Here is a 20,541-nt window from a genome sequence, read left to right as displayed (position 1 = left end):
GTTTCCCCCTTATTTTCTTCTAATAGCTCCACCTGGACCTCTTTTATATGTGGTCCGATTAATTCCCATAAGCTCCTCTATATCTCCGTGAGAAAAGTCCTCCGTTCTTTTCCGAACTTGTTGTTTGTTAGGTGTTTTAGTCGTTGGCGTCTTAATGCCATGTTTCTTTTTGTACTTCTTGAGTTGCGCCCTGAATTGATCTGACATCCCCATGCCCCCTTAGCAAATAAAAAGAGCACTAATTACAGCTGCTCAATTGCAACTTGTAATTAGTGCTCTCGGTTTTTCCGATAAGCTTATTCAATTAAAACTTGAGGCTATGTTCCATCTTGCCATGACAAGGCTTTCCGCCTTGCCAGCTTATTGTGTGTGTACCGTGCCCAGTTTCAGGCTTAGGTAATTCTTGTAGAGCTCCATCTTTAACTATATAAACCGCATTTTCACATAAATCAATTTCAGCTTTCATGTCTATTTTATTCTCTGCTGCAGCCACAAAGCAGACCCCCATATGGTAGAATAGTAGTTACCAAGTACAAGTACCAAAGAGTCAGGGCCCGCCCTGGCTTTTTTTATTTATTCAAATTCTTCGTGAGATACATAGAAACCACAACATAGCATGACCTCAACCTTTAGTGACCACCATTCCTGTCCGCAACAATTGCAGTAATACTTGATCATCACTTATGCTCCCTTTCATTACTGTCGTGTTTTCCCACGGCTCATTCGCTTCTCAGGCTGATACTTATAGTTGTAACGTTTAAGTTGCACAGCTACCAACTGATTGCGTTGAACAACATCACTTTTCCAAGCTTGGAGCTCGTCTGGTTCTTCCAGAGTCACAAATTCATCTATGAACGCTACTTTCATCAACCTTTCCCCCTTAACTATTTCTAATTTTCTCAGCAAGTATTTCTTTATAGCACTTTTCACAAAGATGGCCGGACCAATGAATTGCTTCCTTTGTTTTGCACTCAACACACTTGCTCATAATTACACCCCTTCAAAATTCAACTCAACTATCATTTTGTTTCGTTCATGAAATCTTTAATATTGACTTTGTACTTAATGCCACATTCAATGCAGATCATACTCCTGGTTGCTTTAGCCCCTTTCCTGATGTAATTATGGTTTCTGCTTTTGCATTTGGGGCAGTAGCAATTAATCATCATTCTGCTCATACTAACCCTCCAATAAATCAAAGATATTTATCTGGCCAACAGGTCCTTCATGTTTTTCAACCTGCTTGTCTTTTTTTGGCTTAGGCTTTCTCTTTTCTGAAACAGTAATGGATCCACTTCCATCTTTGAATTTCATTGTGAATCCAGTGATCCGAAAGCTACCAGGCTTCATGATTAACCTCCTTGTTTCGCATAATCATCGTGAGTGTCTTGATAACAAATGCAATTTCGTAAATCGACTCCGCACTTCAAACACATACTCGTTAAATTTTGAGGATTCATTCCTAATTCATTAGTGCAGCTCATCTTTTCATCAAACCTGCCTTGCATGTATCCATTGTAGTAAGCTTGTTCCTTTTCTTTTTTAAGTTTCTCAATCATTTCTTTGCGTTGTTTTAAGTCTCGGCACGCCTGTTCAAAATCTGATTTTAATAGCTGATATTTAGTTGAGGATTTAGACATTTGATCACCCCTTAATTGTGACGCTCCGTGTGTCTACTCCGCATCAAATAAATCCATTAAAGATGTATCCTGATTGAAATACACATATGTTTTTTCCTCAGGCGTTTCTTCAATTTCAATCTTTAATGTTTTTGTTTCTTCTTCAACAAAAACCGTCGCAACCCCATCCTTCAAAATCAGATAGTAAACGTCTTCCTTAAAATTTAATTCTGTTTGGTGCTGCTCTTTAATCAAACTAAGAATCCTATTGTGCAAAATAACTCCTCCTTTCGAATTACTCACAATCGCTACTTAGTTGAATTCGTTAACACTCAAAAAATATTTTAAAAGCCTTGTTTTCCCCTATTGGATAAATGATTGTGCCTTGATAATCGTCACCCAACATTCCTGCACTTTGAACTACGTAATAATCGTCTGTCTTTTCGTATAGACCGTCTTGAGTTGAAGCGTAAATTTCACCGTCTTCTTCTACTTCTTTAAATGTGACAATCCCTTCTATTGACCAATGCATACAATCCTCGCTTAACCAGGTAGCCATTTCCTCTATGCGTTGGTCTTTTTGTTCAATAACCTCCTTATATTGAACGCTTAAGTCGGTTAATTCATTAATGGTTCTAGCTGCATTATTGAGCAGCTCCTGCTGCTGTTTGACTGTATCAATAAGCCATAACGCATCACCGATATATAAAACACCTTCGCAGATCGGAGTTATTTTCTTCATGTAATTAACGTGTGCCTGAATCTCTTCAAACCTCTTCATAACATCACTCATTCAGGTCCCTCCTTCCTGGATAACGCGCATTGGTTATTTGTTCTGTGGAATTAAATTGAAGTCAGTACCAATCTCTTCGTTTAGGCGAGTGATATGATTCTTCAGCTCTTCCACCGACTTATCAGCCTCTTGCTGATTTTCCATAAACTCAAAAGCAACTTTCGTGCCCTGTTTATTGGGCTTATACCATTTCGTTGGCTTTTCGCCTTGCTTCAACATGTAAACCCATATCTTCAACTTTGCGCCTTCATAGACGGTTCGGTTGTTCTCAAAAAGTTCTTTTGTCATTTTGTCATGCTTACGTTTTCCACCAGTAACTCTGAAGCTGTTCTCCTCCACATGAATCCTCCTTTTGAATTACACACAATGCTTATTTAGTAGAATTCGCATTTTCTTTACTTGCCACAGCACGGACACTTGCGTTTAGACTTTTGCGAATGAATCACCTCTTCCAATTTCACACTGCTTAGATCAGGGCGATTATTTTTGTTTGGCATCTTTTATACCTCCCTGTCTTTTTGAGAGCATTTAATACAACGAAATTTAAAATGGCCAATGTTGCCAGGATTGTATTTAACAGCAGCATTACCGCACGCACACCAGAAACGTGATATTGAGTCTCTTAGCTGAACTGATCCGTCTTCGTTCTGATGAATTACCAGTGGTCCGCTGAAATGGTCCAGCAGGTTATCTTCCTCTTCATCAACAGGAATTTCTCCTTCCCAATGGCCGTTATGCTTCATAACTCTAAGCACATCGTTTATATAAGGTTCATCGGTATTAATCACAATATAGCTGTTATATGGCTTTTTGCCTTCCGAAGTTCTGCAGTCCTGAATATGAGACTGTATTTCACCTAAAACGTTAAAAAGTTCTTCTTTTTTATCCATACCAATATACATTTGAAGGTCCTCTTCTTTAATAACCGTATAACGTCTCTTACGGCCTTCAAGAACTGTTCCGTTAAAAGCTGGTTCCACTTGTTCGCTTGGAGCCCAAAGTCGTTTCATTTCATCAGTAACTCTTGGCCAGCTATTGTTCATGATTATCCTCCTCTACTTCTGTGAACCATTCTCCCTTAGTTTGATTAAGCATTTGTAAGCCTTTTTCAGAGTTCAACCAGTTATTCATTTTCTTTGTGCCTCTTAATGTTTTGGTTACGCCTAATCTTTTTGCCATCGCCAGAGGGAAATTGATGATCTTAATTAAAGAACCCTGCTGATCATAGCCGTGAACTTCCCAGTAACTAATCCCCCATCGTACAGTCGCTTTGACTACAGCACTTTGAATCATGCTATGCCTCCTCCCCGAATCACACACAACGCTTACTGTGTTGCTTACAAATATTCCGTTACACTCTCAGGTCTAAAATCCGAATGTAACCAAATCTTCATCCCTACAGGCTGGTCGGCATCCCGGAAATTCCTTAACTGCTGAGTTGCTTGCTGCCAAGTGAGATCATCAAAGTCCCAAATAGCCACAGCGTATTTACACCATAAATCTAGTTTTCTTTGAAACTCTTCACCTTCTGGACGCATTCCCAGCTCCAATGGGCCTTTTACGTTTTCAGGAATGTAAGCTTTCACTTCAAAGTACTCCATCCGATCAAGGTAGCTTTGTTTTACGTTTATTTTAGATTCATCAAATTGATAGATTAGATCTTCTAATGTGAGCTGACTCATTTGATAACCCTCCATCCGTTCTTCCTTCGACTTCGGAGCTCGTGGCTAAACAAAGGTTCGTAACGGTGTACAATTTGAAAATTTTCGCGCCTGGACAACAAGTACCATTTACGTTGCTCTTTAAGCTTAGCCATTTTTTCTTTTAGCCCTTTTTATTCTGGCGAAAGAATAATTTGCATCTCTTGCTTGTTTTCGATCTTCTAAATCACATTTAGCTCCAATTCGCCTTTGTTCCAACTCCTGAGGGCTTAGTACATAGGTTGTAACTTCTTCCCTGTGCTTTCTCATGAGTTCACCCCACTATTAGCAAAGCGATATTTCTTACTAGCATGCAGATCTTCCAATTCGAAAAGCGATAAATCTTTAATAGACCTTCCATCAGCTGACGTTTCTACATCCATGTCTAGCAGCGCATCGATTAAAAATTGCTGGCGAGCATAAATGTGAAAAGCTTTTCTCAAGAGCTTTCCTTCGCCCTTTTGTTCATAATACTTAACCGCTTCTCTTAGCCGGTTGCCGTCCCCATTCGTCACCTAGAGCACCTCCGTATCTTTTCGAAACAAGGCCTTTCACTGTTTGATCAAGCCCCAATAGCGCTACATCTAGTTGAGTACGCCTTAACATTTTAGCTATAGCCACAATGCTGTAACCTTGGTTCCAATACTCCTGAAACCGTTTAACATCTTCATTATTCCAATCAAACCCTGCCTCTTCATGAGCGATGTAAATACTCATGCCGAATGCTTCTCTTTACTCCTGGCTTCTGCTTCGTCCAGGCGCTTGTAAAGTTCAGCAAACTCCTTGTCATGCTCCTCTTGAGGTTGTTCCCCGCATTGTGGACATGGTTCAAAAAAGTAGCCGTGTTCTACTGGAGTATGAACCACATAACCTCCTCCGCAAATTGTGCACATAACCTTACCTCCCTAAAATAATTCTTCGCGCCGATCTCGCCCTTCTACCAATATCCGTTTAGCTCCAGCCATCATTCTCGATGTAATGCGACCACCCTGTATTGATCCGTACTTCTTCTCCATTTCCGGCGCAGAGTAGTTAGTCGTGTAGATCGTGGGCTTGTCTTCCCTGAGGTCCGTTACTTTAAGGATTTTCTCAGAAGCCCATGACTCGAATTCATCTTTTTTGTTCAAGTACTCAGCCCCGATTTCGTCAAAAACAACTAGATCTAGTTGCTCTATCATTTCGAAAATCTTGCTCTCCGTGAGCTCAGATTTTTTATCAAATGTGGACTTTATGAGTGATAAAAAGTCATCTGCTGCAATATACATAACACTATAACCACGTCTTCTGATTTCCGATGAAGCAGCATAAGCTAAATGACTTTTGCCTAAACCCATTGGGCCTTTTAGGACAAGCGAATGATGAGCTGTATTCCCAAAATTGCGAACATAATCAACGATCGCTTCCTTCATCGCCTTTTCTGAATCATTTTCTGGTACATACTTTGCAACGGTCTTGCCGATCAACTTCCCCGGTACCTTCTGATGCTTTTCACCAAATCGTTTTATCTTTTCGAACTTGACATCTTCGGCCTTTGGAGCTTTGGATTTGAGCTTCTGAGTATCGCAAGCTATGCAGAGTGATTCTTCATGAACGACACCGTCTCGGTCTGTTCGTTCCATGACCGGCACTTGTCCCTGGCAAGATTCACAGGTTCTAGTCCCAACTTGCTGTATTCGTCCGATATTCAAGCGCTCCATATTTTGTTTTAATCCGTTAAAAGTTCCGTTCATCGCTCACCCTCCTAAAATGCATTTTGATAACGGCTTGGCATTTGCGTTACGTTGGAGGATGGACCTTCTCTCTTTCTAGAAAACTGTTTTTCTTCTGCTTCAGCATCTGCTAGAGTACGAACGTTGTTTTGATACCAGTTTTTCAAAATGGCATTGGCATAAGAGAATGCTTTGTTAGATAGAGCTGCTTTCTCCATAGCTTTAATAACTAACTCATCATTCAGGTCTTCGCACCATTGAGTAATTTGTTCACCTGTTCTTGCATTGAGAACTCCGAAGTTGTCCTGGAAGAACGTGAATGGATTTTGCGTCCGCGATTCTTTTTCTCCTTCTGCTGTACTCTCCTTTCCTTTACTTTCCTTTCCTTTACTCTCCTTTACTTTACTTTGTGAATTACTGTTGTCATTTCGAGAGTTATTGTTAACATTAACTTCTTTACCGCTAGGTTTAGTTAGTATTATTGCTGTCTTAGAGTTGCCGATAATGTGGTCAAAGTCCTGTAAAAGGAAGTATTCCTCTTTAAAACGAACCTCTTTTCTTCGCTTCACAGCCTCTAAATAACGGCTTTGAATCCCTTTACTGGTAAGGATTGCGTATTGTTCGAATACCTCTTTGTTGAACAGCTTTTCCTCGATGCAATCACTAACAATCTCTTTGACCGAGTTAATGTCAACATTAACTCTTCTAGAGAATAGTAATTGTTCGCGCTCATTCCATTCGTAGTAGTAACCTTCTTTGTACACTTTCATTAAGAGCTTCATTAAAACTGCAAAACCTTCTATCCCATGTTTAGCTTCGATGATGGCTACCTTATCGTCCTGGTCCATATCTACATCGAGTGGGAAGTAGTCAATCCCTTCTTTGTATGGTCTAGCCATTTAATCTCCACCCTCCTTTTTTCTTCTTACACATACAGCTTTCATGCCCCTGATCTCAGTTAATTGCCATTCAGGCTCCACGCTTCTTAGGTAACCTATAACGTAGCTAACGAATAAATCACGTCTGTTAGGAGCATCTTTGGTCATCCATAAAAAGCAATGTGGAATAGGGAATTCACGTTTGTCCAGAAGTAATCTCACCCCTTTTGTGCTATAATAGGATTAATAAATGTTTTCAAGGGACCGCACTGGTATGCGGTCTTTTTTATGCTCGAAGGTGTATAGTCACACCCTCATGAACAGGAGACGAGCAATAGACAAAATGAGAGGAAATAATGCCCCTGTTCATGAGGGCAAGACTACTTGCCCTATCGTTCTATTAGTGATATGATGAATCTAGACGTTGTGGTGGTCAGCAAATTTGCTGGCTGCCTTTTTTTGTGTTTGATGTAAAGATTTTATAAAATGATCGGCACGATCAACGATGTTTTTATTAGCCAAAGCTAGTTTAATCATTGTATTCGCTTCCCCAGCCTTCATTATTCCGCTTGCGTATTGGACGTACTGCATGATTCGAGCCTCGCTTTCTCTTCTAGAGCAAATTCAACTGCTTCTTCCATAGCTTTTAAGATTTTTTCTGGAGTAATTAGATTTCCATCAGTTAGGGAATCTTTCACTAGATATTCACAACAGATTTGAAAATGAGTATCTCTTATTGCTTTGCAATATTGATAATCTTCAGTGTCCTCAAACTGATCAACATCCACCCTGTTTGAGATGTCTTCTAATGGATTTTGAAGCTCTTCTTCTGTCATAGAATGTCCCTCCTAAATTATGATTTAACGTAACCTTTCGCTTTTAATTGCCTGGTATGATCTGACCATACCTTGTCCCACTTAAATGCATATTCGGCACATAAAACCGCGACCAAATGATTAGAAGCTGTGATGGCTTCGACTACTTCTTCCAAAGCATCCTCTACGTTTTTTCGCTCAAATGAGGCTAATGAATTTGGATGATTAACAACGTCGATGTTTTCAATTGCGTCGATAGCTTCCTGGAGCTCCTCAATGGCCTTTGCTTTAACGGAACTTCGATGTAAGTCTACTAAATCCCCATCTAACTTTACCGGCCCCCATCCTGTGTACTCATGAGCCGCCTCCATTGCGACCCAAGGGTTTTGATGTCTTGTAGTATAATGCTTAGCTAATTCAGGCTGGACTCTGTACTCGCCGTGCTCCTGCTTACTTACGGCTTCCCTCGAGTAATCAATATCCATCGATAACTGAAGCTGTGTTAACCCACTGTCCTTTCGTGCACTTTTAGCAGCCTTTGCTGCCCTACCTTTATTCATTTTTGCCCTCCCCTTTCCTACCATAGATAGATAGCTAGTCTGATAATCTGTAATTAGACAACATTTTCAGAGTTTTCTTTGTTTTTCTTTTCTTCTTGCTTTTGTTTAAGTACTCGATCTAAAGAAACTCTCTTAAAGAACTGGACTATGGCACGCTTTTGTTCTGATGTGGGTTCTGGATATTTCATTCCTCATACCTCCAATCTGAGACTATTTTTGGAATTATCAGAGCGCTACTGGATAATCATTTAAGAGCTTTTGAGCTAGTTTCACTTGTCCTTTTCCAGTGATAAGTGTAGTTAAGCTTTCGATATCCCCCTGTGTTCGACTAACAACAGTAACGGTTGTTTCAAACAATCCTTGTTCGATGTACTTTTGCTTTGGATTGTTCCTTTCTCGGCCGGATCGGATTAAGTAGCCCTTATCACGCAGCCATTTAAACATTTTGTTTCGACCGACCTTGATGCCATGCTCTTCATACATCATCTTTGCAAAAGCTCCTACGTTGATTGAGCTATTAGAGTTTGAAACAACTTTCCCAAAGTTCGTGTAAGGCTGGTCGATCTGTTGTTGCTGTAAGACTTTATCCCTTTGTGTTTCTGCTTCCTTGCGTTTGTTTCTTTCTTCTTTCAAGTCTGTGAGTAGCTGAATACCGAATTCAGGATCATTCATGATATTTTCAATGGTCTGATCAGTAGCATAAGCTCCATGCTTTCTAACAGAAGGAATGACCTCGGAAGTAATCCATTTACGAAACTTTCTAGCTTCAGGCTTCCTACTATCTAAGATCACATCGTATAACCCATCTTCATTAACAAAAGTAGCTTGCTGGGTTCTTCCGAGCGAATCTTGGATGGGGTAAGTTGAACTTACCTCATCTCCCAACCGGTCTTTCACCATTCGGCTATTACTGAGATCAAGGATTTTTACAACATCATTTAACAGGAACCAAGGTTCATTTTCTTTTTGAACTATTCTTAGTTGCTGACCATTGAATACTTCGCTTAATTCATTCATCTAAGACCTCCTAACAACGATCAGTTAATCTTTCAAATTCAAATAACCTTGGAATTATTATCACAACTTTTTGTTGTGTTTTTGTCTAAAAAAATATTCTCAGGACGAACTTTAAACAGCTTAGCTATAGCTACCGCAACTTTAAAACCTGGACTCCGTACTCCTTGCTCTATCATTCCGTAGTAGCTAACCGTTATATTCACGCCATATTTAGTCTCTAATTCACGAACAACTTGTTTCTGAGACCAATTCTTATTTTTTCTATAACTGATTAACTTGTTCCTCTTCAAGAACTCACCCCCAACGTTTTGTTGTATTCAGAATAACCCAACAAAATGTTGTTGTCAATATAAAAAGACAACTTTTTGTTGTTTTAACCCAAAAAGCCAACAATTTGTTGTAATATGGGTAATATAAAATGTCGAAGGTGGTACTTATGGCTAGTGTGAGCGAACGATTAAAATTGCTGAGAAAAGAGCATAAATTGAGTCAAAAAGATGTTAGCCAAATACTCGGAATTTCAGAAAGTGGTTATGGATATTATGAACAAGGCAGAAACGAACCCTCTATAGACATGATAAATAAACTTGCTGATAGATATAATGTCACCGCTGATTATTTATTAGGGCGATCTGATTCACCTGATAAGAAAGAAAAAGAAGATGCCTTCGATCCCATGGATGAAATTAACCGTCTCCTTAAAGAGTACGGAATAGAACATTCTGGCTTCTTTGATATTGAAAGCTGGAAGGCAATGGGTCCTGATGAAGTCAAACAACTAGAGAGCTACTTCAAGTTCATAACTGAGGAAGCTAAGCGAAGAGGTAAAGACAAGCAAGACTAATAACACGTCACTCGTAACTGAGGGCGTGTATTATTTTAACCACTAATTACCTTATTTTTCATTTAATGCACTTAATTGTAATTAGTTCAACACTACTAGGAGGATATGTATGAAAAGATTCGCCGTATTAATTTTCACCTGTTTACTATTCATGGGAGCTGCTGCTTGTAGTAACTCCGAAACAACTGAATCTAAGCAAGAGGATAATCCAAATAAGCAAAGTGATGACGCAGAAACTACTACAGATTCGAGTGCAGACAATCCATCTGACAGCGCTTCGGAAACTCAAGAAGGCCCTCTTAAAGAAGTAGGTAATATTAGTGACTACGGAAACCATAAAGCCGAACTGTTAGCTATCAACAGTGAAAACCATAAACTAAACCAGTCATCGTTAAAAATAGAAATAACAAGCGCTAAGCTCTTGAGAATTTTTGATATGAGCAGCCAGTACCGTCAAGATTTGCAATTCTATTCAAATAAAGATATAGGAGAGGAGCACTACCTGATTCAGTTAGTGTATGATGTTGAAAATACTGAAGCATCAGATATCACTTGGAATGGTCTAACAGATGTGGTTACAGATCAGAAGCAACAAATAGATGCGATCGCTTCAGATATTATGCTTACCGAAGCAGATGGACAAACTGACTTTCTCGGAAATGTGAAGAGAGAATATGTTGATGGGTTTATCGTAGATAGTAAAGACATACAAAAATTAAGGCTAGTATTCGGATATGTTTATAACAAGGATATGGAATCTATCGCTGAACCTACTGAACAGTATATTAAATTTTAATCATACTCCAAATTAATGAAAGGATGGTAAATATGGCAGTAAAAAATGTATATGCTTATAAAGTCAATACCCCTACTCTGATTAATAATGCTTCATCATCTTATAGAGAAGAATATGTAAACAATCGCTTCGAGCGATTTCTTAGGGAGATTAATAACAAAACATTAAGTGAAAAAGCAAAAAAGTTTGATGGTAAACTAGTGTGGCTAGAAGAAGTGTCTGATACGGAAGATTCAAACTTTCTTACAGGTACATTTAAGGCAGGCCGATATGGAGAAGAACAAGACATATACGACGTGGAACAGTTAATTCATTCTGGAACCAAGAAAAAGAACGATAGCGTGATCAGTGAAATAGTCTTTGTACTTTGTAAAAGGTCTGGATTATTCCTTTTAGAGAGCGATAGTCATAGAATTGTTACCAGAACCAACATCGATAAATATCTCGGGAAAATGCAAGGTATTATGGAAGATTTTATCGCTGATCACAATTCATTAAACCCTAGCAGCCTTATAGTTGATTCTATGTATTACACAATACATACAATATTAACAGACGACTTTTTTGAAAAGTTGAACGATCTAGCAAGAATTAAAGAAGCTAAAGTCTTTGTAGATGTTGAATCAAATGAGCAAAATGCGGCTGAATCACACTATAGAAACATGGCTAATGAGATGGGGGTAGACGGGTACGATCAAGTTGCGATATCATTAGTTAACAGCAAAAGAGGAACAGGCATTCGCCATATTAAGAAATTATTTGAAAACCTAATTCAACTTGAGAAATATGATAGATTTCAAATTGAAGGGTATACTCATCACAGCCGTCACAGGACAGTACACATTGGAACTCAGGCTAAATTTTTTGAAGTTCGATACTCCAAAAATCCTAATGGGTTACCAAACAGGCCTCAGTTAATCTCTAATATGGTTAAGATAGCTCGAGAAGACAACCCTCTTTAGGAAAGTGGTGAAATAATGAGAGTTACGGTTAGTACTAATAGACGAGGAACCGCTAACAGCACTTTGAAAGAGGTAATATTAAATTATTTTAAATATTCTTCTCCAAAGGAAACAAAAACTGACTGGCTTTTCCCTGCCTTTTTGTCTATGTTTCTATTTGTAATTCTCGGAGTATTTATAAATTCTAATACTGAGCTTTTAAGTATTATACTTAATTTTAATGGAGTTGCCATAAATGTCATGGCTATCCTGGCAGGTTTTAATACGGCTAGCTTAACTGTATTCGCATCATCAAACAAAGATACCCTAAAAAATTTATTTAGAACCGATAATTCGAACACTTCCTTTGGTAACATTGAAAGAGAACGGTTTATTAAGAGACTTTTCCATTATATTAAATCCAGTTATTCAGATGAAAACATCTTAAAAGTCACCATCACTTTTTTCTGCTACGCAATAATAACTAATACATTTATTCTTATAATTGGATTAGTATTTTCTCTTGTGGGGAGTTCTTTTGAGGACATTCATGCTTACTTTGACTTTTTTAACAGCTACGTTATTAGAGTGGTTCTAGCTCTTATAGGATTTATTTGGGCCTCATTAATTCTACATTCATTGTTTATTACGGTAAGGAATGTAATATTATTGTATAGGTACATCTTACATCTAGGGCATCAGAGTCAAAATCAAAATAACGATTAATTTGCAGCTCTACCAAGAGCTGCTTTTTTTATTGCAAAAACGAACAAATGTTCTTATAATTATTTCCAAGGCGGTGATATTCTTGAATTTTCCACAATATACGACAACATTCTTAGAGGATTGGGTCACTAATCTGTATAAAAAATACAATATTAATTTCTCAAGTCAAATAAAACCCAGTCAAATAGCAAGATCCTTAGGAGTTTTCATTAAACTTGCTCCCCTCCCCTCTCGTTACGATGTCTTCGGTCGCTATAAAGCTATCTTAATAGATGACCGCTTGCCTATCGAAAAAAGACGCGAGCACTTTTTTCATGAGTTAGGGCATTTGCTTCGTCATGTTGGCCATCAATCCATGATGCCTGAAGCTTTTAGAGAACTTCAGGAATGGGACGCCCAGCATTTCACTTTATATGCCTCCCTCCCCCTTCATATGATAAGCAAGTACGATTATTCTGATCCTAACATTATAGAAACTCTATCAGAGGATTTTAAAGTAACGGAATCGTTATGCACCCAGAGGTTGCTACAAGTTGAACGCAAAAGTAAAGAATATGCTACCAAACAAATAATTAATGGTGAGTTATTCTATTAAAAAGTAAGAAAAAACAATGGGGGGTTATATAATGAAAGTAGCGATTTATGTGCGGGTATCCACAGTAGAGCAAGCTAAAGAAGGATTTTCTATAGCAGCTCAAAAGCAACGTTTGCAAGCATACTGTGAGTCCCAAAACTGGGATATAGTCGGTTATTTTGTAGATGAAGGGATCAGCGCAAAAAATGTACAAAGACCTGAGCTCCTACGTATGATGGAGTTCATAAAACAGGGTACTATTGATACAGTTCTCGTCTATAAATTAGACAGATTAACTCGTTCTGTGCTGGACCTTTATGAGATGCTTAAAGTATTTGATAAGTATAACTGCAAATTCAAATCAGCTACAGAGGTCTACGACACTACTAGCGCTATGGGAAGGATGTTTATCACCCTAGTAGCAGCATTAGCACAATTCGAACGCGAAAACCTTGCTGAAAGGGTTAGTATGGGCATGAGTGAAAAAGCTCGTCAGGGTAAATGGTCTACCCACAGACCCCCTTTTGGTTACAAAGTGAATGATAACTACGGCCTAGAAGTTATCCCGGAAGAAGCAGAGCTAGTCAAATACATTTATGAGTCATATTTAACAAAAGGTGCTAAATCAATCGCAAAAGAATTAAATAAAAAAATCATTGAGGAAGGTGGTATAACACCAAGGAAATCAAAATATTGGCAAGATACTGGCATCTCCTACATTTTAGATAATCCTATATATATTGGAACAGGACGTTGGCATTACAGAACCCATAAAGAAAATTATTTTGAGATTGAGGATATGGCACCCGCAATTATAAGCGAGGAACTATATGAAAAAGTTAAGAGTATGAGGAAAAATCGTAGTAAGGTCCACCCAAGGAGAGCAACAAGTCCCTTCGTCTTTTCTGGAATCGCAAGATGTGGAGAATGTGGCTCCACATTAATGGGCAAGTATGGAAGTGGAACAAATGCTGATGGAACCAAGAATAAGAAAAAAAGGAACTATCAATGCACAAAGAAGCAGCAAGGGCTTTGTGACTCTAAAGGAGTCTCTGAAAAATATGTTGAAGGACAGTTCCTGAACGTACTTAGTTCTTGGGATATAACTAAAGAAGCTATTGAGGAGTCTAATCCTCAAGACCATACAGATGATACAGAGGAACAAGTCTCCAAACTTAAACGTGAGCTTAAAAAAATTGAAGACAGAAGGAAGAAGTGGCAATATGCTTGGGCTAATGATGCTATAACTGATGAAGATTTCACAAGTCGTATGAATGAAGAAAACACGCGTGAGGAGTCCATAACTGAAGAATTGAAATCGTTACAGGCGCAATCTCAAAAACCTATAGTAGACAATGCTGCCATAACGGAAGCACTAACAGATTTAAGTTCTAACTGGTATGCCATGAGCGTAGACGAAAGAAAATCATTTATGCAAATGTTCTTTAAAGAATTTACTGTAGATCGAGTAAATAACAAAAGAAGTTCTGACTGTATACGCATCAGGGATGTTAAATTGCATTAGTAATTTAACATCCTACTACCCATACAAGTCATTTGGTGCTATCGACCCTTCACGCCAAAAATGCATATGGAACGATTTATCGGCTACTCGAGATGGGGATATCTAAAACGGATCTCGAACAAACGTTAATCGCGATTGCCTCTCAACAGCTACTTCCCATTGTGTGCCCGAATCCCCTCAAACAAAAGCGAACCGCTATTCTTGAAATGCTGGAAGGACATGAATTACAAGCAGCACTTGCCGGGAATTCCCCTTACAAATCACCATCGTACCCTTCATTTGCTAATTTGAGGAGGAAAGCCTATGCCCTTGGGTTCATTACGTAACTTTCCTAAGCCATTCTTTGTATATCGCGCTTCGTCCATTCCTACCAAGATACAAGTTCGATTTTTACAACGTCTCTCCCATCTTCTTACAAGAGGATATTCCCTTCAAAACGCTCTCGAAATTTTATCCTTCGATTCAAACTTAAAACCAACTATTAAGCAGTTAAAGTATCATTTATTAGATGGAGAATCCCTTGAAGACACACTTGAGGCGTTAGGATTCTCTAAGTATGTTGTTTCTTTCTTACATGTTTCTAAAATGGATAATCGAATTGAAGACGCCTTAATCAAAGGGAGTAACCTCCTTCATAAACAACAAACGTATCAAAAAAAGTTCGTTACCCTTATCCGCTATCCACTTGTTCTATTTTGCTTATTTGTCGGAATCATCATGTTCACCAAGCAGTTTCTTCTGCCCACTTTTTTACAACTGTATGCTTCTATGAATTATGAATCTGTAAAGGTGACTCAACTCATTAAAGGATTAGATATTGCATCTGCAATTCTACTCTGGTCTGTACCTACAGCAGGAGCCGTGATTGTATTATGGTTTTCTGCGAAGAACCGTCTCACCTCTCAACAATTAGCCTCTCTATATGAACGAATCCCTTTAATAAGAGGTTTCGTCACAATGCAAACAACGTTTTTGTTTACTTACCACTTCGGATGCTTGCTACAATCAGGTGTATCTGTTCAAAAAAGTCTCTCTCTTTTATCTACTTCTCACCACTTTCCGATCCTCCACTTACAAGCTAAAGCCCTTTATGAAGAACTAGAATCTGGTACTTCCTTAGCATCTAGCATAAGAACGTGTACTTTTTTAAAAGAAGATCTCGCTACATTAGTACACCAAAGTCAAAACGAAGGAAAGCTTTCAGATGATTTACTCGTCTATTCGGAATGGACAATTGATGAAATTGAACAAAAAGCAGGTAAATTCTTATCCTTCATTCAGCCAGTCATGTTCCTGTTGCTTGGCTTTAGCATTTTGTTTATTTACTCATCCATTATGATGCCAATCTTTGAATGGATGAAAAACATGTAGAAAGGATGTACTCTATGAACAACCAAAAAGGATTTACCTTAATTGAAATGCTAATTGTACTTATGATCATTGCCACTCTTCTCCTTGTCACTATACCGAACCTAGCTTCAAATAACTCCATGGTTGAAGCTAAGGGATGTGAGGCTATGGTCAAGCTAGCAGAAACACAAGTACAAGCTTATAAAATCGAAAAGAAAAGCATGCCAGCCGACCTCGCTACGCTAGTTACAGAAGGGTATCTAGAGCAAGAAACTTGCCCTGGAGGAGAAGCACTTACTTTAAATGAAGACGGGACTGTTACCCCAACTTTTAATGAATAAGAACGAGCAAGGCTTTACGCTGATTGAAATGATGGTCTCCTTATGTATTTTCGGAATCATCATTAGTTTAACGATCATATTGTCTGACCGGTTGTTTGTACAAGCCCAAGAAGACCTTTTCTTGAAGCAATTCCATGAAGATGTCCTTTTTATGCAGCAAGAAACAATGACCAAACAACAAAGGTATAAGCTCGTCTTCTTTACTTCTAACGGAGAATATAAACTATATACAAATGGGAATAGTGAGGTTGTTCTCACTCGATCCATCCCCCCCAGGTGGTCCATTCAGTTAAGAACATTAAACAAACCTGTGGAATTTCAAATGGATGGACAAACCGTTCACCCAGGAAAGATTGCATTCCTCTCTCCTCACAACACTTTTGTGGTTACATTCCCATTTGGAAAGGCACGTTTTTATGTTACGAAACAATAAAGGATTTGCTCTTTTAGATGCATTGTACAGCCTTAGTTTAATGTTGTTCATTACTTTATCTTTGTTTCCGGTTCTACAAATTGTGTTTACAAAGCAATATGAATTAGAAACAAGACGTAAAATGGCCGTTCACTTGCATAAAGAATTGGTGCAGCGTGACGGGGTTTTTCCTAGTGAAGAAGTAGAGGTTAACGTTAACGGCGTTCACGGGTCATTACTACTTGAAACAGAGCAAAACCAAGTGAAGGGATGCGTTACTTGGAATTTGAGTGAGAAAGGAGGGGATGAACATATTTGCTTTTATCTACCTCCTAAGAGGGAATAAAGGGTTTACGATGATCGAGGCGCTATTTGCTTTAATGATAGCGCTAAGTATTTCCTTCATGCTTCCTATCATTATGCAAATACTCTCAAGTACTCATTCAATGAGCTTTATTGAGGATGCTAAGATCCATCAATTTTTCTTATTTGTCCAAGATGAGTTATACCATACAGAAGAGACTCACCTAACTCAACTAGGCATACAACTTGTTCAACATGACGGGAAAGAGATTACGATTGAACAAAGCGGTTCGAACATCATTAGACAAGTAAATCATACAGGTCAAGAGCGCCTTCTTTTTGATGTAAAAAAATTCTCTGCTAAACAATTCAATGGTTACATCACTTTAGAGGTAGAGCTTTTAGGGGGTGAATATATTGAGAAACATTTCCGTCTCCTTAAACAATCAGAACGGCTTTACCTTTCCTCTTTTACTGTCCATCACCCTTCTCACACTTCTTCTCATAAGCTCTTCCCTCTTATCTTATACGAACCGCGTTCAAATGACAGAAAACCATATAGAACAGCTTAAAATGGAAACGCTGTTCGAACGAGCCCAACATAACGTGAATGAAAGCTGGACACCTTTATGGGAGGAAGAGGTAACACAAAGGTTATACAAATATACTGATGGAGAAGTAAATGTCTTGTACACCCCTATTACTGAGGGTGAAACACACGTTGAATATAACATTTTAACGAATGAGGGATACCAGAAAACAATCAAACAACGGTTTTACAAAGCTCAAAAAGACCCCTATTAAAATTAATAGGGGTTTCATGTATAATCACTTTAAAATGTGGCATGATAATGTGTGTAAAGTCGTTGGGCTATAGCCAAGCGGTAAGGCAGCGGTTTTTGGTACCGTTACGCGCTGGTTCGAATCCAGCTAGCCCAGTCTATGTTTAAGCTGTTTCATGTAAATGGAACGGCTTTTTTCTATGAAATTTTCGTTAATGGAGGCATTTGCTTAACTTTTGTAATACTCTTTAACCCGTCTTCATTATATCCTACTACTAATTTCTTCCCATCTGTCAGGATTGGACGGCGTAATAATTTTGGCTCATTCATGACTAGAGAAATAAACTCAGAAACACTTAAATCTTCTACATCCACATTAAGGGACTTGTATGTTTTCCCTCTTGTAGCCAGAATTTCATCTATACCTTCTGTCGTTAGGCTTAAGATTTGTAAAAGTTCTTCGTAAGTAGGGGTTTCTCTAAAAATATGACGCTCACTAAAAGGGACTTCTTGATCTTTCAACCAGGCTTTTGTCCTACGGCATGACGTGCAACTTGGGTATGTGTAAAATTTCAAATCACTCATTTGTTAACCTCTCCCTTTTTCTATTCTTTCGTTATACCTATTGTATAACCGTTGTATAACAATTGTACACTTATTTGACTTAATTTTTTTAAAAAAATTTGTACATTTATTTACAAATGATGGTTTAAGCCCCGGCCTAAAGCCCTTTGTTCTATAATGAACGTAGATAGCTTACTAATTGGAGGCGATTTGTATGGATCATACATTAAAAATCACAAATGTATTGGCTGACTCAACACGTTACTCGATCTATCAATACGTTACAAAACTTAACCAACCTGTTTCGGTTACAGATATTGCACAAAACTTTAGCATCCACCCGAACGTGGCGAGATTGCATCTGTCAAAACTTGAGGATGTGCAACTATTGGTTTCGAAAACGAGGAAAACAGGTAAAGGAGGAAGACCAAGTCGTTTATATCATTTATCTGAACAAGATGTTCATCTACAGTTCCCTTACAGAGACTACCACCTGCTAGCACGGATTGCTTTGGAATCTCTTATGGAGTTAGGGATGGAAGGAGAAAGGACACTCTATTCAACTGGTTTCAAATACGGGAAAGCTATGTTTAAACAAAGTTTTGGAAACCAGAATCCTGAAAACTTTTCCATTCAAGAGAAAATAAAATGGTTACAAGAATCAGCATTTATCATAGGAATGTTCCCGAATTTCGAGTACGTTAAACATGAAGAGACAATCTTTTTTTCACTGTCTAATTGCCCGTTCAAGGACTTAGCAAAAGAAAATCCACATATCGTCTGTACGTTACACGGATTCTTTTTAGAGGGAATGATGAGAGCTCTGTTTACGAATATTCAGCTTAAGGAAGTGCATAATATGATGGAAGGATGCGCTACTTGTTCTTATAAAGCTGCGTTATGATAAGGGTTTCATTTCATTTATTTACAATGCAGCAAGAGTCGTTTATAATTACCATGATAAGTCACCTTTGGGATAAAGGAGGGGGATTCAATATGGATCGGATGTTTCGCGTTCTCGGTTTTTGGACAGGAATCTTTACGGTTATGTTCTATGTAGGTGAGATGTACGATGCTACAGTTCTGTTCTTGGTGCAAACAGTCTTTTTCGTCACATTGAGTTATTTAAAACTTTCAGAGCGCATGTATATGTACATATTTGGCGCTTATTTAACCATTTTCTTTATCGGTTTCACTTATTATTCTTCGTTCTTATTAGAACCAGGTTTCAGACACTAAAAAAACGGCATCGTTACGATGCCGTTTTTTTAATGCTTATAAGAATGGGTTCATAACCTTTTCTTCACCTACTGTTGTAGCTCCTCCGTGTCCAGGATAAACTGTCGTATCGTCATCAAGGGTCAATAGCTGTTCTTCTATACTTTGTTTAAGAGTATCAAGATCGCCTCCTGGCAAATCGGTACGCCCTATTCCTCCTTGGAATAACGTATCTCCAGCAATGACGAAAGAATCGTTTGGAAATACAAACGATACGCTCCCTGGTGAATGCCCAGGTGTATAACGTACATCAAATGTAAATCCGTCAATCTCCATCTTTCCGATTTCAATTTCATGATCCGCTTCACGGGCCGTAATAAGTGGCGTAGCCATTTGGAAAAACTTCGATCCATTTAATTCAGGTTTTCCTAACCAATCTTTTTCCTCTTTATGTACATACACCGGGATATCAAAGTGATCCCTCACTTCATCCAGGGCTCCAATATGATCAAAATGGGCATGTGTTAATAATATAGCGATCGGTGAAATCTCTCGTCTCTCTATCATTCGAATGAGCTTATCCCCTTCACTTCCAGGATCTATGATAAGCGCTTTCTTTTCTTGTTCAATAATATAGCAATTAGTCCCTAAAGGCCCTAGTGGCAACTGTTCAACGTTCATGTTCATTCCTCCTGAAAAAGTTTTCATAAACTGCATGTAACATCTCGACAAACACCTTAAAGTCGTTTAGAATGTATGAGGAGATAAGCTACGTTACATACTATTATAGTATTAAACAAGCGCGTCGTCTAAGACGATCGATTCGATCAAAGGGGGTTAGGGAATATGGTATTAGCTATTATGTTGCTTGTCGTAACAATTCTATGTGCTCTTGCAGTATTCCGCGAATTAAAAACAAACAATCTATTTGCTGTAGCTTTTGCTGGTATTTCTACTTTGGTTTTTGGATTCTTTTCCATTATGACGATTATTTCTCAGTTCACCTCTTCCGGTGGCGGAGGTCATTAAGCTAAAGGACCTAAACAAAAACCCTGCTTCTTGCAGGGTTTTTTT

General features: G+C 38.4%; 39 protein-coding genes and 1 tRNA gene. 15 read left to right on the top strand and 25 right to left on the bottom strand.

Annotated features, from left to right (window positions below; translation table 11 throughout):
- Positions 1 to 9: 9 nt before the first annotated feature.
- The 23 genes from IEW76_RS05455 to IEW76_RS05350 all read right to left on the bottom strand — a co-directional run bounded on the left by IEW76_RS05455 (position 10) and on the right by IEW76_RS05350 (position 9,381).
- Positions 10 to 207: a hypothetical protein gene (locus tag IEW76_RS05455; protein ID WP_188651724.1), complete on the bottom strand. Its 198-nt coding sequence runs from the start codon at positions 205 to 207 to the stop codon at positions 10 to 12.
- 97 nt (positions 208 to 304) lie between these two features.
- Positions 305 to 493: a DUF3954 domain-containing protein gene (locus IEW76_RS05450; RefSeq protein WP_229721131.1), complete on the bottom strand. Its 189-nt coding sequence runs from the start codon at positions 491 to 493 to the stop codon at positions 305 to 307.
- A gap of 203 nt (positions 494 to 696) precedes the next feature.
- Entirely contained in the window at positions 697 to 867 is a 171-nt protein-coding gene (locus tag IEW76_RS05445; RefSeq protein WP_188651609.1) for a hypothetical protein, read from the bottom strand.
- A 312-nt stretch (positions 868 to 1,179) separates the two neighbouring features.
- Positions 1,180 to 1,350: a hypothetical protein gene (locus IEW76_RS05440; protein ID WP_188651608.1), complete on the bottom strand. Its 171-nt coding sequence runs from the start codon at positions 1,348 to 1,350 to the stop codon at positions 1,180 to 1,182.
- Positions 1,351 to 1,352: 2 nt separating this feature from the next.
- Positions 1,353 to 1,640: a hypothetical protein gene (locus tag IEW76_RS05435; protein ID WP_188651607.1), complete on the bottom strand. Its 288-nt coding sequence runs from the start codon at positions 1,638 to 1,640 to the stop codon at positions 1,353 to 1,355.
- Positions 1,641 to 1,673: 33 nt separating this feature from the next.
- The gene (locus IEW76_RS05430; protein ID WP_188651605.1) at positions 1,674 to 1,895 is read right to left on the bottom strand and encodes a hypothetical protein; all 222 of its coding nucleotides are present in this window, start codon (positions 1,893 to 1,895) and stop codon (positions 1,674 to 1,676) included.
- Positions 1,896 to 1,944: 49 nt separating this feature from the next.
- A complete protein-coding gene (locus IEW76_RS20785) occupies positions 1,945 to 2,412 on the bottom strand; it encodes a hypothetical protein (RefSeq protein WP_229721130.1) in 468 nt (155 codons plus the stop codon).
- A 33-nt stretch (positions 2,413 to 2,445) separates the two neighbouring features.
- The gene (locus IEW76_RS05420) at positions 2,446 to 2,751 is read right to left on the bottom strand and encodes a hypothetical protein (protein ID WP_188651603.1); all 306 of its coding nucleotides are present in this window, start codon (positions 2,749 to 2,751) and stop codon (positions 2,446 to 2,448) included.
- Between the two features lie 161 nt (positions 2,752 to 2,912).
- Positions 2,913 to 3,455, bottom strand: a complete 543-nt coding sequence (locus IEW76_RS05415) for a hypothetical protein (protein ID WP_188651601.1) — start codon at positions 3,453 to 3,455, stop codon at positions 2,913 to 2,915.
- On the bottom strand, positions 3,445 to 3,705 hold the full coding sequence (locus IEW76_RS05410; protein WP_188651599.1) for a hypothetical protein: 261 nt from the start codon (positions 3,703 to 3,705) through the stop codon (positions 3,445 to 3,447). Before IEW76_RS05410 ends, IEW76_RS05415 begins: the two co-directional genes overlap by 11 nt.
- A 44-nt stretch (positions 3,706 to 3,749) precedes the next feature.
- Positions 3,750 to 4,094 (bottom strand): hypothetical protein, encoded by a 345-nt coding sequence (locus IEW76_RS05405; RefSeq protein WP_188651597.1) that lies wholly within the window; start codon positions 4,092 to 4,094, stop codon positions 3,750 to 3,752.
- Between the two features lie 126 nt (positions 4,095 to 4,220).
- Entirely contained in the window at positions 4,221 to 4,382 is a 162-nt protein-coding gene (locus IEW76_RS05400) for a hypothetical protein (protein WP_188651595.1), read from the bottom strand.
- On the bottom strand, positions 4,379 to 4,627 hold the full coding sequence (locus IEW76_RS05395; protein WP_188651593.1) for a hypothetical protein: 249 nt from the start codon (positions 4,625 to 4,627) through the stop codon (positions 4,379 to 4,381). Before IEW76_RS05395 ends, IEW76_RS05400 begins: the two co-directional genes overlap by 4 nt.
- Entirely contained in the window at positions 4,587 to 4,829 is a 243-nt protein-coding gene (locus IEW76_RS05390) for a helix-turn-helix domain containing protein (protein WP_229721129.1), read from the bottom strand. The genes IEW76_RS05395 and IEW76_RS05390 overlap by 41 nt, the downstream gene beginning before the upstream one ends.
- A complete protein-coding gene (locus tag IEW76_RS05385; RefSeq protein ID WP_188651591.1) occupies positions 4,826 to 5,005 on the bottom strand; it encodes a hypothetical protein in 180 nt (59 codons plus the stop codon). Before IEW76_RS05385 ends, IEW76_RS05390 begins: the two co-directional genes overlap by 4 nt.
- Positions 5,006 to 5,017: 12 nt before the next feature.
- Positions 5,018 to 5,842: an ATP-binding protein gene (locus IEW76_RS05380; RefSeq protein ID WP_188651589.1), complete on the bottom strand. Its 825-nt coding sequence runs from the start codon at positions 5,840 to 5,842 to the stop codon at positions 5,018 to 5,020.
- A gap of 11 nt (positions 5,843 to 5,853) precedes the next feature.
- Positions 5,854 to 6,720 (bottom strand): Lin1244/Lin1753 domain-containing protein, encoded by an 867-nt coding sequence (locus tag IEW76_RS05375; RefSeq protein ID WP_188651587.1) that lies wholly within the window; start codon positions 6,718 to 6,720, stop codon positions 5,854 to 5,856.
- 396 nt (positions 6,721 to 7,116) lie between these two features.
- Positions 7,117 to 7,290, bottom strand: a complete 174-nt coding sequence (locus IEW76_RS05370) for a hypothetical protein (RefSeq protein ID WP_188651586.1) — start codon at positions 7,288 to 7,290, stop codon at positions 7,117 to 7,119.
- Positions 7,260 to 7,535: a hypothetical protein gene (locus IEW76_RS05365; protein ID WP_188651585.1), complete on the bottom strand. Its 276-nt coding sequence runs from the start codon at positions 7,533 to 7,535 to the stop codon at positions 7,260 to 7,262. The genes IEW76_RS05370 and IEW76_RS05365 overlap by 31 nt, the downstream gene beginning before the upstream one ends.
- A 17-nt stretch (positions 7,536 to 7,552) precedes the next feature.
- Positions 7,553 to 8,074 carry an XRE family transcriptional regulator gene (locus IEW76_RS05360; protein ID WP_188651584.1) on the bottom strand — a complete coding sequence of 174 codons (522 nt, stop codon included), beginning with the start codon at positions 8,072 to 8,074 and terminating at the stop codon, positions 7,553 to 7,555.
- A gap of 53 nt (positions 8,075 to 8,127) precedes the next feature.
- Positions 8,128 to 8,262 carry a hypothetical protein gene (locus tag IEW76_RS20935; RefSeq protein ID WP_268235041.1) on the bottom strand — a complete coding sequence of 45 codons (135 nt, stop codon included), beginning with the start codon at positions 8,260 to 8,262 and terminating at the stop codon, positions 8,128 to 8,130.
- A gap of 37 nt (positions 8,263 to 8,299) precedes the next feature.
- Entirely contained in the window at positions 8,300 to 9,091 is a 792-nt protein-coding gene (locus IEW76_RS05355) for a phage antirepressor KilAC domain-containing protein (RefSeq protein ID WP_188651583.1), read from the bottom strand.
- A 38-nt stretch (positions 9,092 to 9,129) separates the two neighbouring features.
- A complete protein-coding gene (locus IEW76_RS05350) occupies positions 9,130 to 9,381 on the bottom strand; it encodes a helix-turn-helix transcriptional regulator (RefSeq protein WP_188651581.1) in 252 nt (83 codons plus the stop codon).
- A 146-nt stretch (positions 9,382 to 9,527) separates the two neighbouring features.
- Here IEW76_RS05350 and IEW76_RS05345 point away from each other — a divergent pair, with 146 nt between their 5' ends.
- From IEW76_RS05345 to IEW76_RS05290, 12 genes are all read left to right on the top strand, one after another.
- Positions 9,528 to 9,935: a helix-turn-helix domain-containing protein gene (locus tag IEW76_RS05345; protein WP_188651579.1), complete on the top strand. Its 408-nt coding sequence runs from the start codon at positions 9,528 to 9,530 to the stop codon at positions 9,933 to 9,935.
- Between the two features lie 109 nt (positions 9,936 to 10,044).
- On the top strand, positions 10,045 to 10,731 hold the full coding sequence (locus IEW76_RS05340; protein WP_188651577.1) for a hypothetical protein: 687 nt from the start codon (positions 10,045 to 10,047) through the stop codon (positions 10,729 to 10,731).
- Between the two features lie 32 nt (positions 10,732 to 10,763).
- Positions 10,764 to 11,693: a hypothetical protein gene (locus IEW76_RS05335; RefSeq protein WP_188651575.1), complete on the top strand. Its 930-nt coding sequence runs from the start codon at positions 10,764 to 10,766 to the stop codon at positions 11,691 to 11,693.
- 787 nt (positions 11,694 to 12,480) lie between these two features.
- Entirely contained in the window at positions 12,481 to 12,993 is a 513-nt protein-coding gene (locus IEW76_RS05330) for an ImmA/IrrE family metallo-endopeptidase (protein ID WP_188651573.1), read from the top strand.
- Positions 12,994 to 13,024: 31 nt separating this feature from the next.
- Complete coding sequence (locus tag IEW76_RS05325; RefSeq protein ID WP_188651571.1) at positions 13,025 to 14,497, top strand: recombinase family protein; 1,473 nt, start codon at positions 13,025 to 13,027, stop codon at positions 14,495 to 14,497.
- A 35-nt stretch (positions 14,498 to 14,532) separates the two neighbouring features.
- Positions 14,533 to 14,823: an ATPase, T2SS/T4P/T4SS family gene (locus tag IEW76_RS05320; RefSeq protein ID WP_229721128.1), complete on the top strand. Its 291-nt coding sequence runs from the start codon at positions 14,533 to 14,535 to the stop codon at positions 14,821 to 14,823.
- Positions 14,801 to 15,868 (top strand): competence type IV pilus assembly protein ComGB, encoded by a 1,068-nt coding sequence (gene comGB, locus IEW76_RS05315; RefSeq protein WP_188651566.1) that lies wholly within the window; start codon positions 14,801 to 14,803, stop codon positions 15,866 to 15,868. Before IEW76_RS05320 ends, comGB begins: the two co-directional genes overlap by 23 nt.
- A gap of 14 nt (positions 15,869 to 15,882) precedes the next feature.
- Complete coding sequence (comGC, locus tag IEW76_RS05310; protein ID WP_188651565.1) at positions 15,883 to 16,188, top strand: competence type IV pilus major pilin ComGC; 306 nt, start codon at positions 15,883 to 15,885, stop codon at positions 16,186 to 16,188.
- Entirely contained in the window at positions 16,151 to 16,621 is a 471-nt protein-coding gene (gene comGD, locus IEW76_RS05305) for a competence type IV pilus minor pilin ComGD (RefSeq protein WP_188651563.1), read from the top strand. The genes comGC and comGD overlap by 38 nt, the downstream gene beginning before the upstream one ends.
- On the top strand, positions 16,605 to 16,946 hold the full coding sequence (locus IEW76_RS05300) for a hypothetical protein (RefSeq protein WP_188651561.1): 342 nt from the start codon (positions 16,605 to 16,607) through the stop codon (positions 16,944 to 16,946). The genes comGD and IEW76_RS05300 overlap by 17 nt, the downstream gene beginning before the upstream one ends.
- On the top strand, positions 16,906 to 17,475 hold the full coding sequence (locus IEW76_RS05295) for a ComGF family competence protein (RefSeq protein WP_188651559.1): 570 nt from the start codon (positions 16,906 to 16,908) through the stop codon (positions 17,473 to 17,475). The genes IEW76_RS05300 and IEW76_RS05295 overlap by 41 nt, the downstream gene beginning before the upstream one ends.
- Positions 17,476 to 17,770: 295 nt before the next feature.
- Positions 17,771 to 17,842 (top strand) — tRNA-Gln (locus IEW76_RS05290).
- A gap of 41 nt (positions 17,843 to 17,883) precedes the next feature.
- Here IEW76_RS05290 and IEW76_RS05285 read toward each other — a convergent pair.
- Positions 17,884 to 18,270, bottom strand: a complete 387-nt coding sequence (locus tag IEW76_RS05285) for a Spx/MgsR family RNA polymerase-binding regulatory protein (protein ID WP_188651557.1) — start codon at positions 18,268 to 18,270, stop codon at positions 17,884 to 17,886.
- Between the two features lie 193 nt (positions 18,271 to 18,463).
- Between IEW76_RS05285 and IEW76_RS05280 the strand changes: the two genes are divergently transcribed.
- Positions 18,464 to 19,153, top strand: a complete 690-nt coding sequence (locus IEW76_RS05280; protein WP_188651554.1) for a helix-turn-helix transcriptional regulator — start codon at positions 18,464 to 18,466, stop codon at positions 19,151 to 19,153.
- Positions 19,154 to 19,245: 92 nt separating this feature from the next.
- Positions 19,246 to 19,488 (top strand): DUF2626 domain-containing protein, encoded by a 243-nt coding sequence (locus IEW76_RS05275; RefSeq protein WP_036782116.1) that lies wholly within the window; start codon positions 19,246 to 19,248, stop codon positions 19,486 to 19,488.
- A 36-nt stretch (positions 19,489 to 19,524) separates the two neighbouring features.
- Here IEW76_RS05275 and IEW76_RS05270 read toward each other — a convergent pair whose 3' ends face one another.
- Positions 19,525 to 20,148, bottom strand: coding sequence for an MBL fold metallo-hydrolase (locus IEW76_RS05270; RefSeq protein WP_188651553.1), 624 nt, complete (start codon positions 20,146 to 20,148; stop codon positions 19,525 to 19,527).
- A 165-nt stretch (positions 20,149 to 20,313) separates the two neighbouring features.
- On the opposite strand from IEW76_RS05270, the gene IEW76_RS05265 reads away from it, so the two are divergent.
- Positions 20,314 to 20,496: a DUF2759 domain-containing protein gene (locus IEW76_RS05265; RefSeq protein ID WP_036782120.1), complete on the top strand. Its 183-nt coding sequence runs from the start codon at positions 20,314 to 20,316 to the stop codon at positions 20,494 to 20,496.
- Positions 20,497 to 20,541: the final 45 nt, after the last annotated feature.

The sequence above is a fragment of the Pontibacillus salipaludis genome (assembly GCF_014642405.1).
GTDB lineage: Bacteria > Bacillota > Bacilli > Bacillales > BH030062 > Pontibacillus > Pontibacillus salipaludis.
This window is presented reverse-complemented; position numbering and strand designations above follow the sequence as displayed.

Bases quoted from the DNA above. Each gene is read 5' to 3' on its own strand.
- IEW76_RS05265 (WP_036782120.1), top strand. From the start codon at position 20,314: ATGGTATTAGCTATTATGTTGCTTGTCGTAACAATTCTATGTGCTCTT.
- comGD (WP_188651563.1), top strand. From the start codon at position 16,151: ATGAAGACGGGACTGTTACCCCAACTTTTAATGAATAAGAACGAGCAA.
- IEW76_RS05300 (WP_188651561.1), top strand. From the start codon at position 16,605: ATGTTACGAAACAATAAAGGATTTGCTCTTTTAGATGCATTGTACAGC.
- IEW76_RS05365 (WP_188651585.1), bottom strand. From the start codon at position 7,535: ATGACAGAAGAAGAGCTTCAAAATCCATTAGAAGACATCTCAAACAGG.
- IEW76_RS05335 (WP_188651575.1), top strand. From the start codon at position 10,764: ATGGCAGTAAAAAATGTATATGCTTATAAAGTCAATACCCCTACTCTG.
- IEW76_RS05405 (WP_188651597.1), bottom strand. From the start codon at position 4,094: ATGAGTCAGCTCACATTAGAAGATCTAATCTATCAATTTGATGAATCT.
- IEW76_RS20935 (WP_268235041.1), bottom strand. From the start codon at position 8,262: ATGAAATATCCAGAACCCACATCAGAACAAAAGCGTGCCATAGTCCAG.
- IEW76_RS05275 (WP_036782116.1), top strand. From the start codon at position 19,246: ATGGATCGGATGTTTCGCGTTCTCGGTTTTTGGACAGGAATCTTTACG.
- IEW76_RS05295 (WP_188651559.1), top strand. From the start codon at position 16,906: ATGAACATATTTGCTTTTATCTACCTCCTAAGAGGGAATAAAGGGTTT.
- IEW76_RS05325 (WP_188651571.1), top strand. From the start codon at position 13,025: ATGAAAGTAGCGATTTATGTGCGGGTATCCACAGTAGAGCAAGCTAAA.
- IEW76_RS05375 (WP_188651587.1), bottom strand. From the start codon at position 6,720: ATGGCTAGACCATACAAAGAAGGGATTGACTACTTCCCACTCGATGTA.
- IEW76_RS05440 (WP_188651608.1), bottom strand. From the start codon at position 1,350: ATGAAGCCTGGTAGCTTTCGGATCACTGGATTCACAATGAAATTCAAA.
- IEW76_RS05415 (WP_188651601.1), bottom strand. From the start codon at position 3,455: ATGAACAATAGCTGGCCAAGAGTTACTGATGAAATGAAACGACTTTGG.
- IEW76_RS05340 (WP_188651577.1), top strand. From the start codon at position 10,045: ATGAAAAGATTCGCCGTATTAATTTTCACCTGTTTACTATTCATGGGA.
- IEW76_RS05390 (WP_229721129.1), bottom strand. From the start codon at position 4,829: ATGAGTATTTACATCGCTCATGAAGAGGCAGGGTTTGATTGGAATAAT.
- IEW76_RS05360 (WP_188651584.1), bottom strand. From the start codon at position 8,074: ATGAATAAAGGTAGGGCAGCAAAGGCTGCTAAAAGTGCACGAAAGGAC.
- IEW76_RS05435 (WP_188651607.1), bottom strand. From the start codon at position 1,640: ATGTCTAAATCCTCAACTAAATATCAGCTATTAAAATCAGATTTTGAA.
- comGB (WP_188651566.1), top strand. From the start codon at position 14,801: ATGCCCTTGGGTTCATTACGTAACTTTCCTAAGCCATTCTTTGTATAT.
- IEW76_RS05280 (WP_188651554.1), top strand. From the start codon at position 18,464: ATGGATCATACATTAAAAATCACAAATGTATTGGCTGACTCAACACGT.
- IEW76_RS05370 (WP_188651586.1), bottom strand. From the start codon at position 7,290: ATGCAGTACGTCCAATACGCAAGCGGAATAATGAAGGCTGGGGAAGCG.
- IEW76_RS05410 (WP_188651599.1), bottom strand. From the start codon at position 3,705: ATGATTCAAAGTGCTGTAGTCAAAGCGACTGTACGATGGGGGATTAGT.
- IEW76_RS05400 (WP_188651595.1), bottom strand. From the start codon at position 4,382: ATGAGAAAGCACAGGGAAGAAGTTACAACCTATGTACTAAGCCCTCAG.
- IEW76_RS05355 (WP_188651583.1), bottom strand. From the start codon at position 9,091: ATGAATGAATTAAGCGAAGTATTCAATGGTCAGCAACTAAGAATAGTT.
- IEW76_RS05380 (WP_188651589.1), bottom strand. From the start codon at position 5,842: ATGAACGGAACTTTTAACGGATTAAAACAAAATATGGAGCGCTTGAAT.
- IEW76_RS05385 (WP_188651591.1), bottom strand. From the start codon at position 5,005: ATGTGCACAATTTGCGGAGGAGGTTATGTGGTTCATACTCCAGTAGAA.
- IEW76_RS20785 (WP_229721130.1), bottom strand. From the start codon at position 2,412: ATGAGTGATGTTATGAAGAGGTTTGAAGAGATTCAGGCACACGTTAAT.
- IEW76_RS05285 (WP_188651557.1), bottom strand. From the start codon at position 18,270: ATGAGTGATTTGAAATTTTACACATACCCAAGTTGCACGTCATGCCGT.
- IEW76_RS05445 (WP_188651609.1), bottom strand. From the start codon at position 867: ATGAAAGTAGCGTTCATAGATGAATTTGTGACTCTGGAAGAACCAGAC.
- IEW76_RS05455 (WP_188651724.1), bottom strand. From the start codon at position 207: ATGTCAGATCAATTCAGGGCGCAACTCAAGAAGTACAAAAAGAAACAT.
- comGC (WP_188651565.1), top strand. From the start codon at position 15,883: ATGAACAACCAAAAAGGATTTACCTTAATTGAAATGCTAATTGTACTT.
- IEW76_RS05345 (WP_188651579.1), top strand. From the start codon at position 9,528: ATGGCTAGTGTGAGCGAACGATTAAAATTGCTGAGAAAAGAGCATAAA.
- IEW76_RS05270 (WP_188651553.1), bottom strand. From the start codon at position 20,148: ATGAACGTTGAACAGTTGCCACTAGGGCCTTTAGGGACTAATTGCTAT.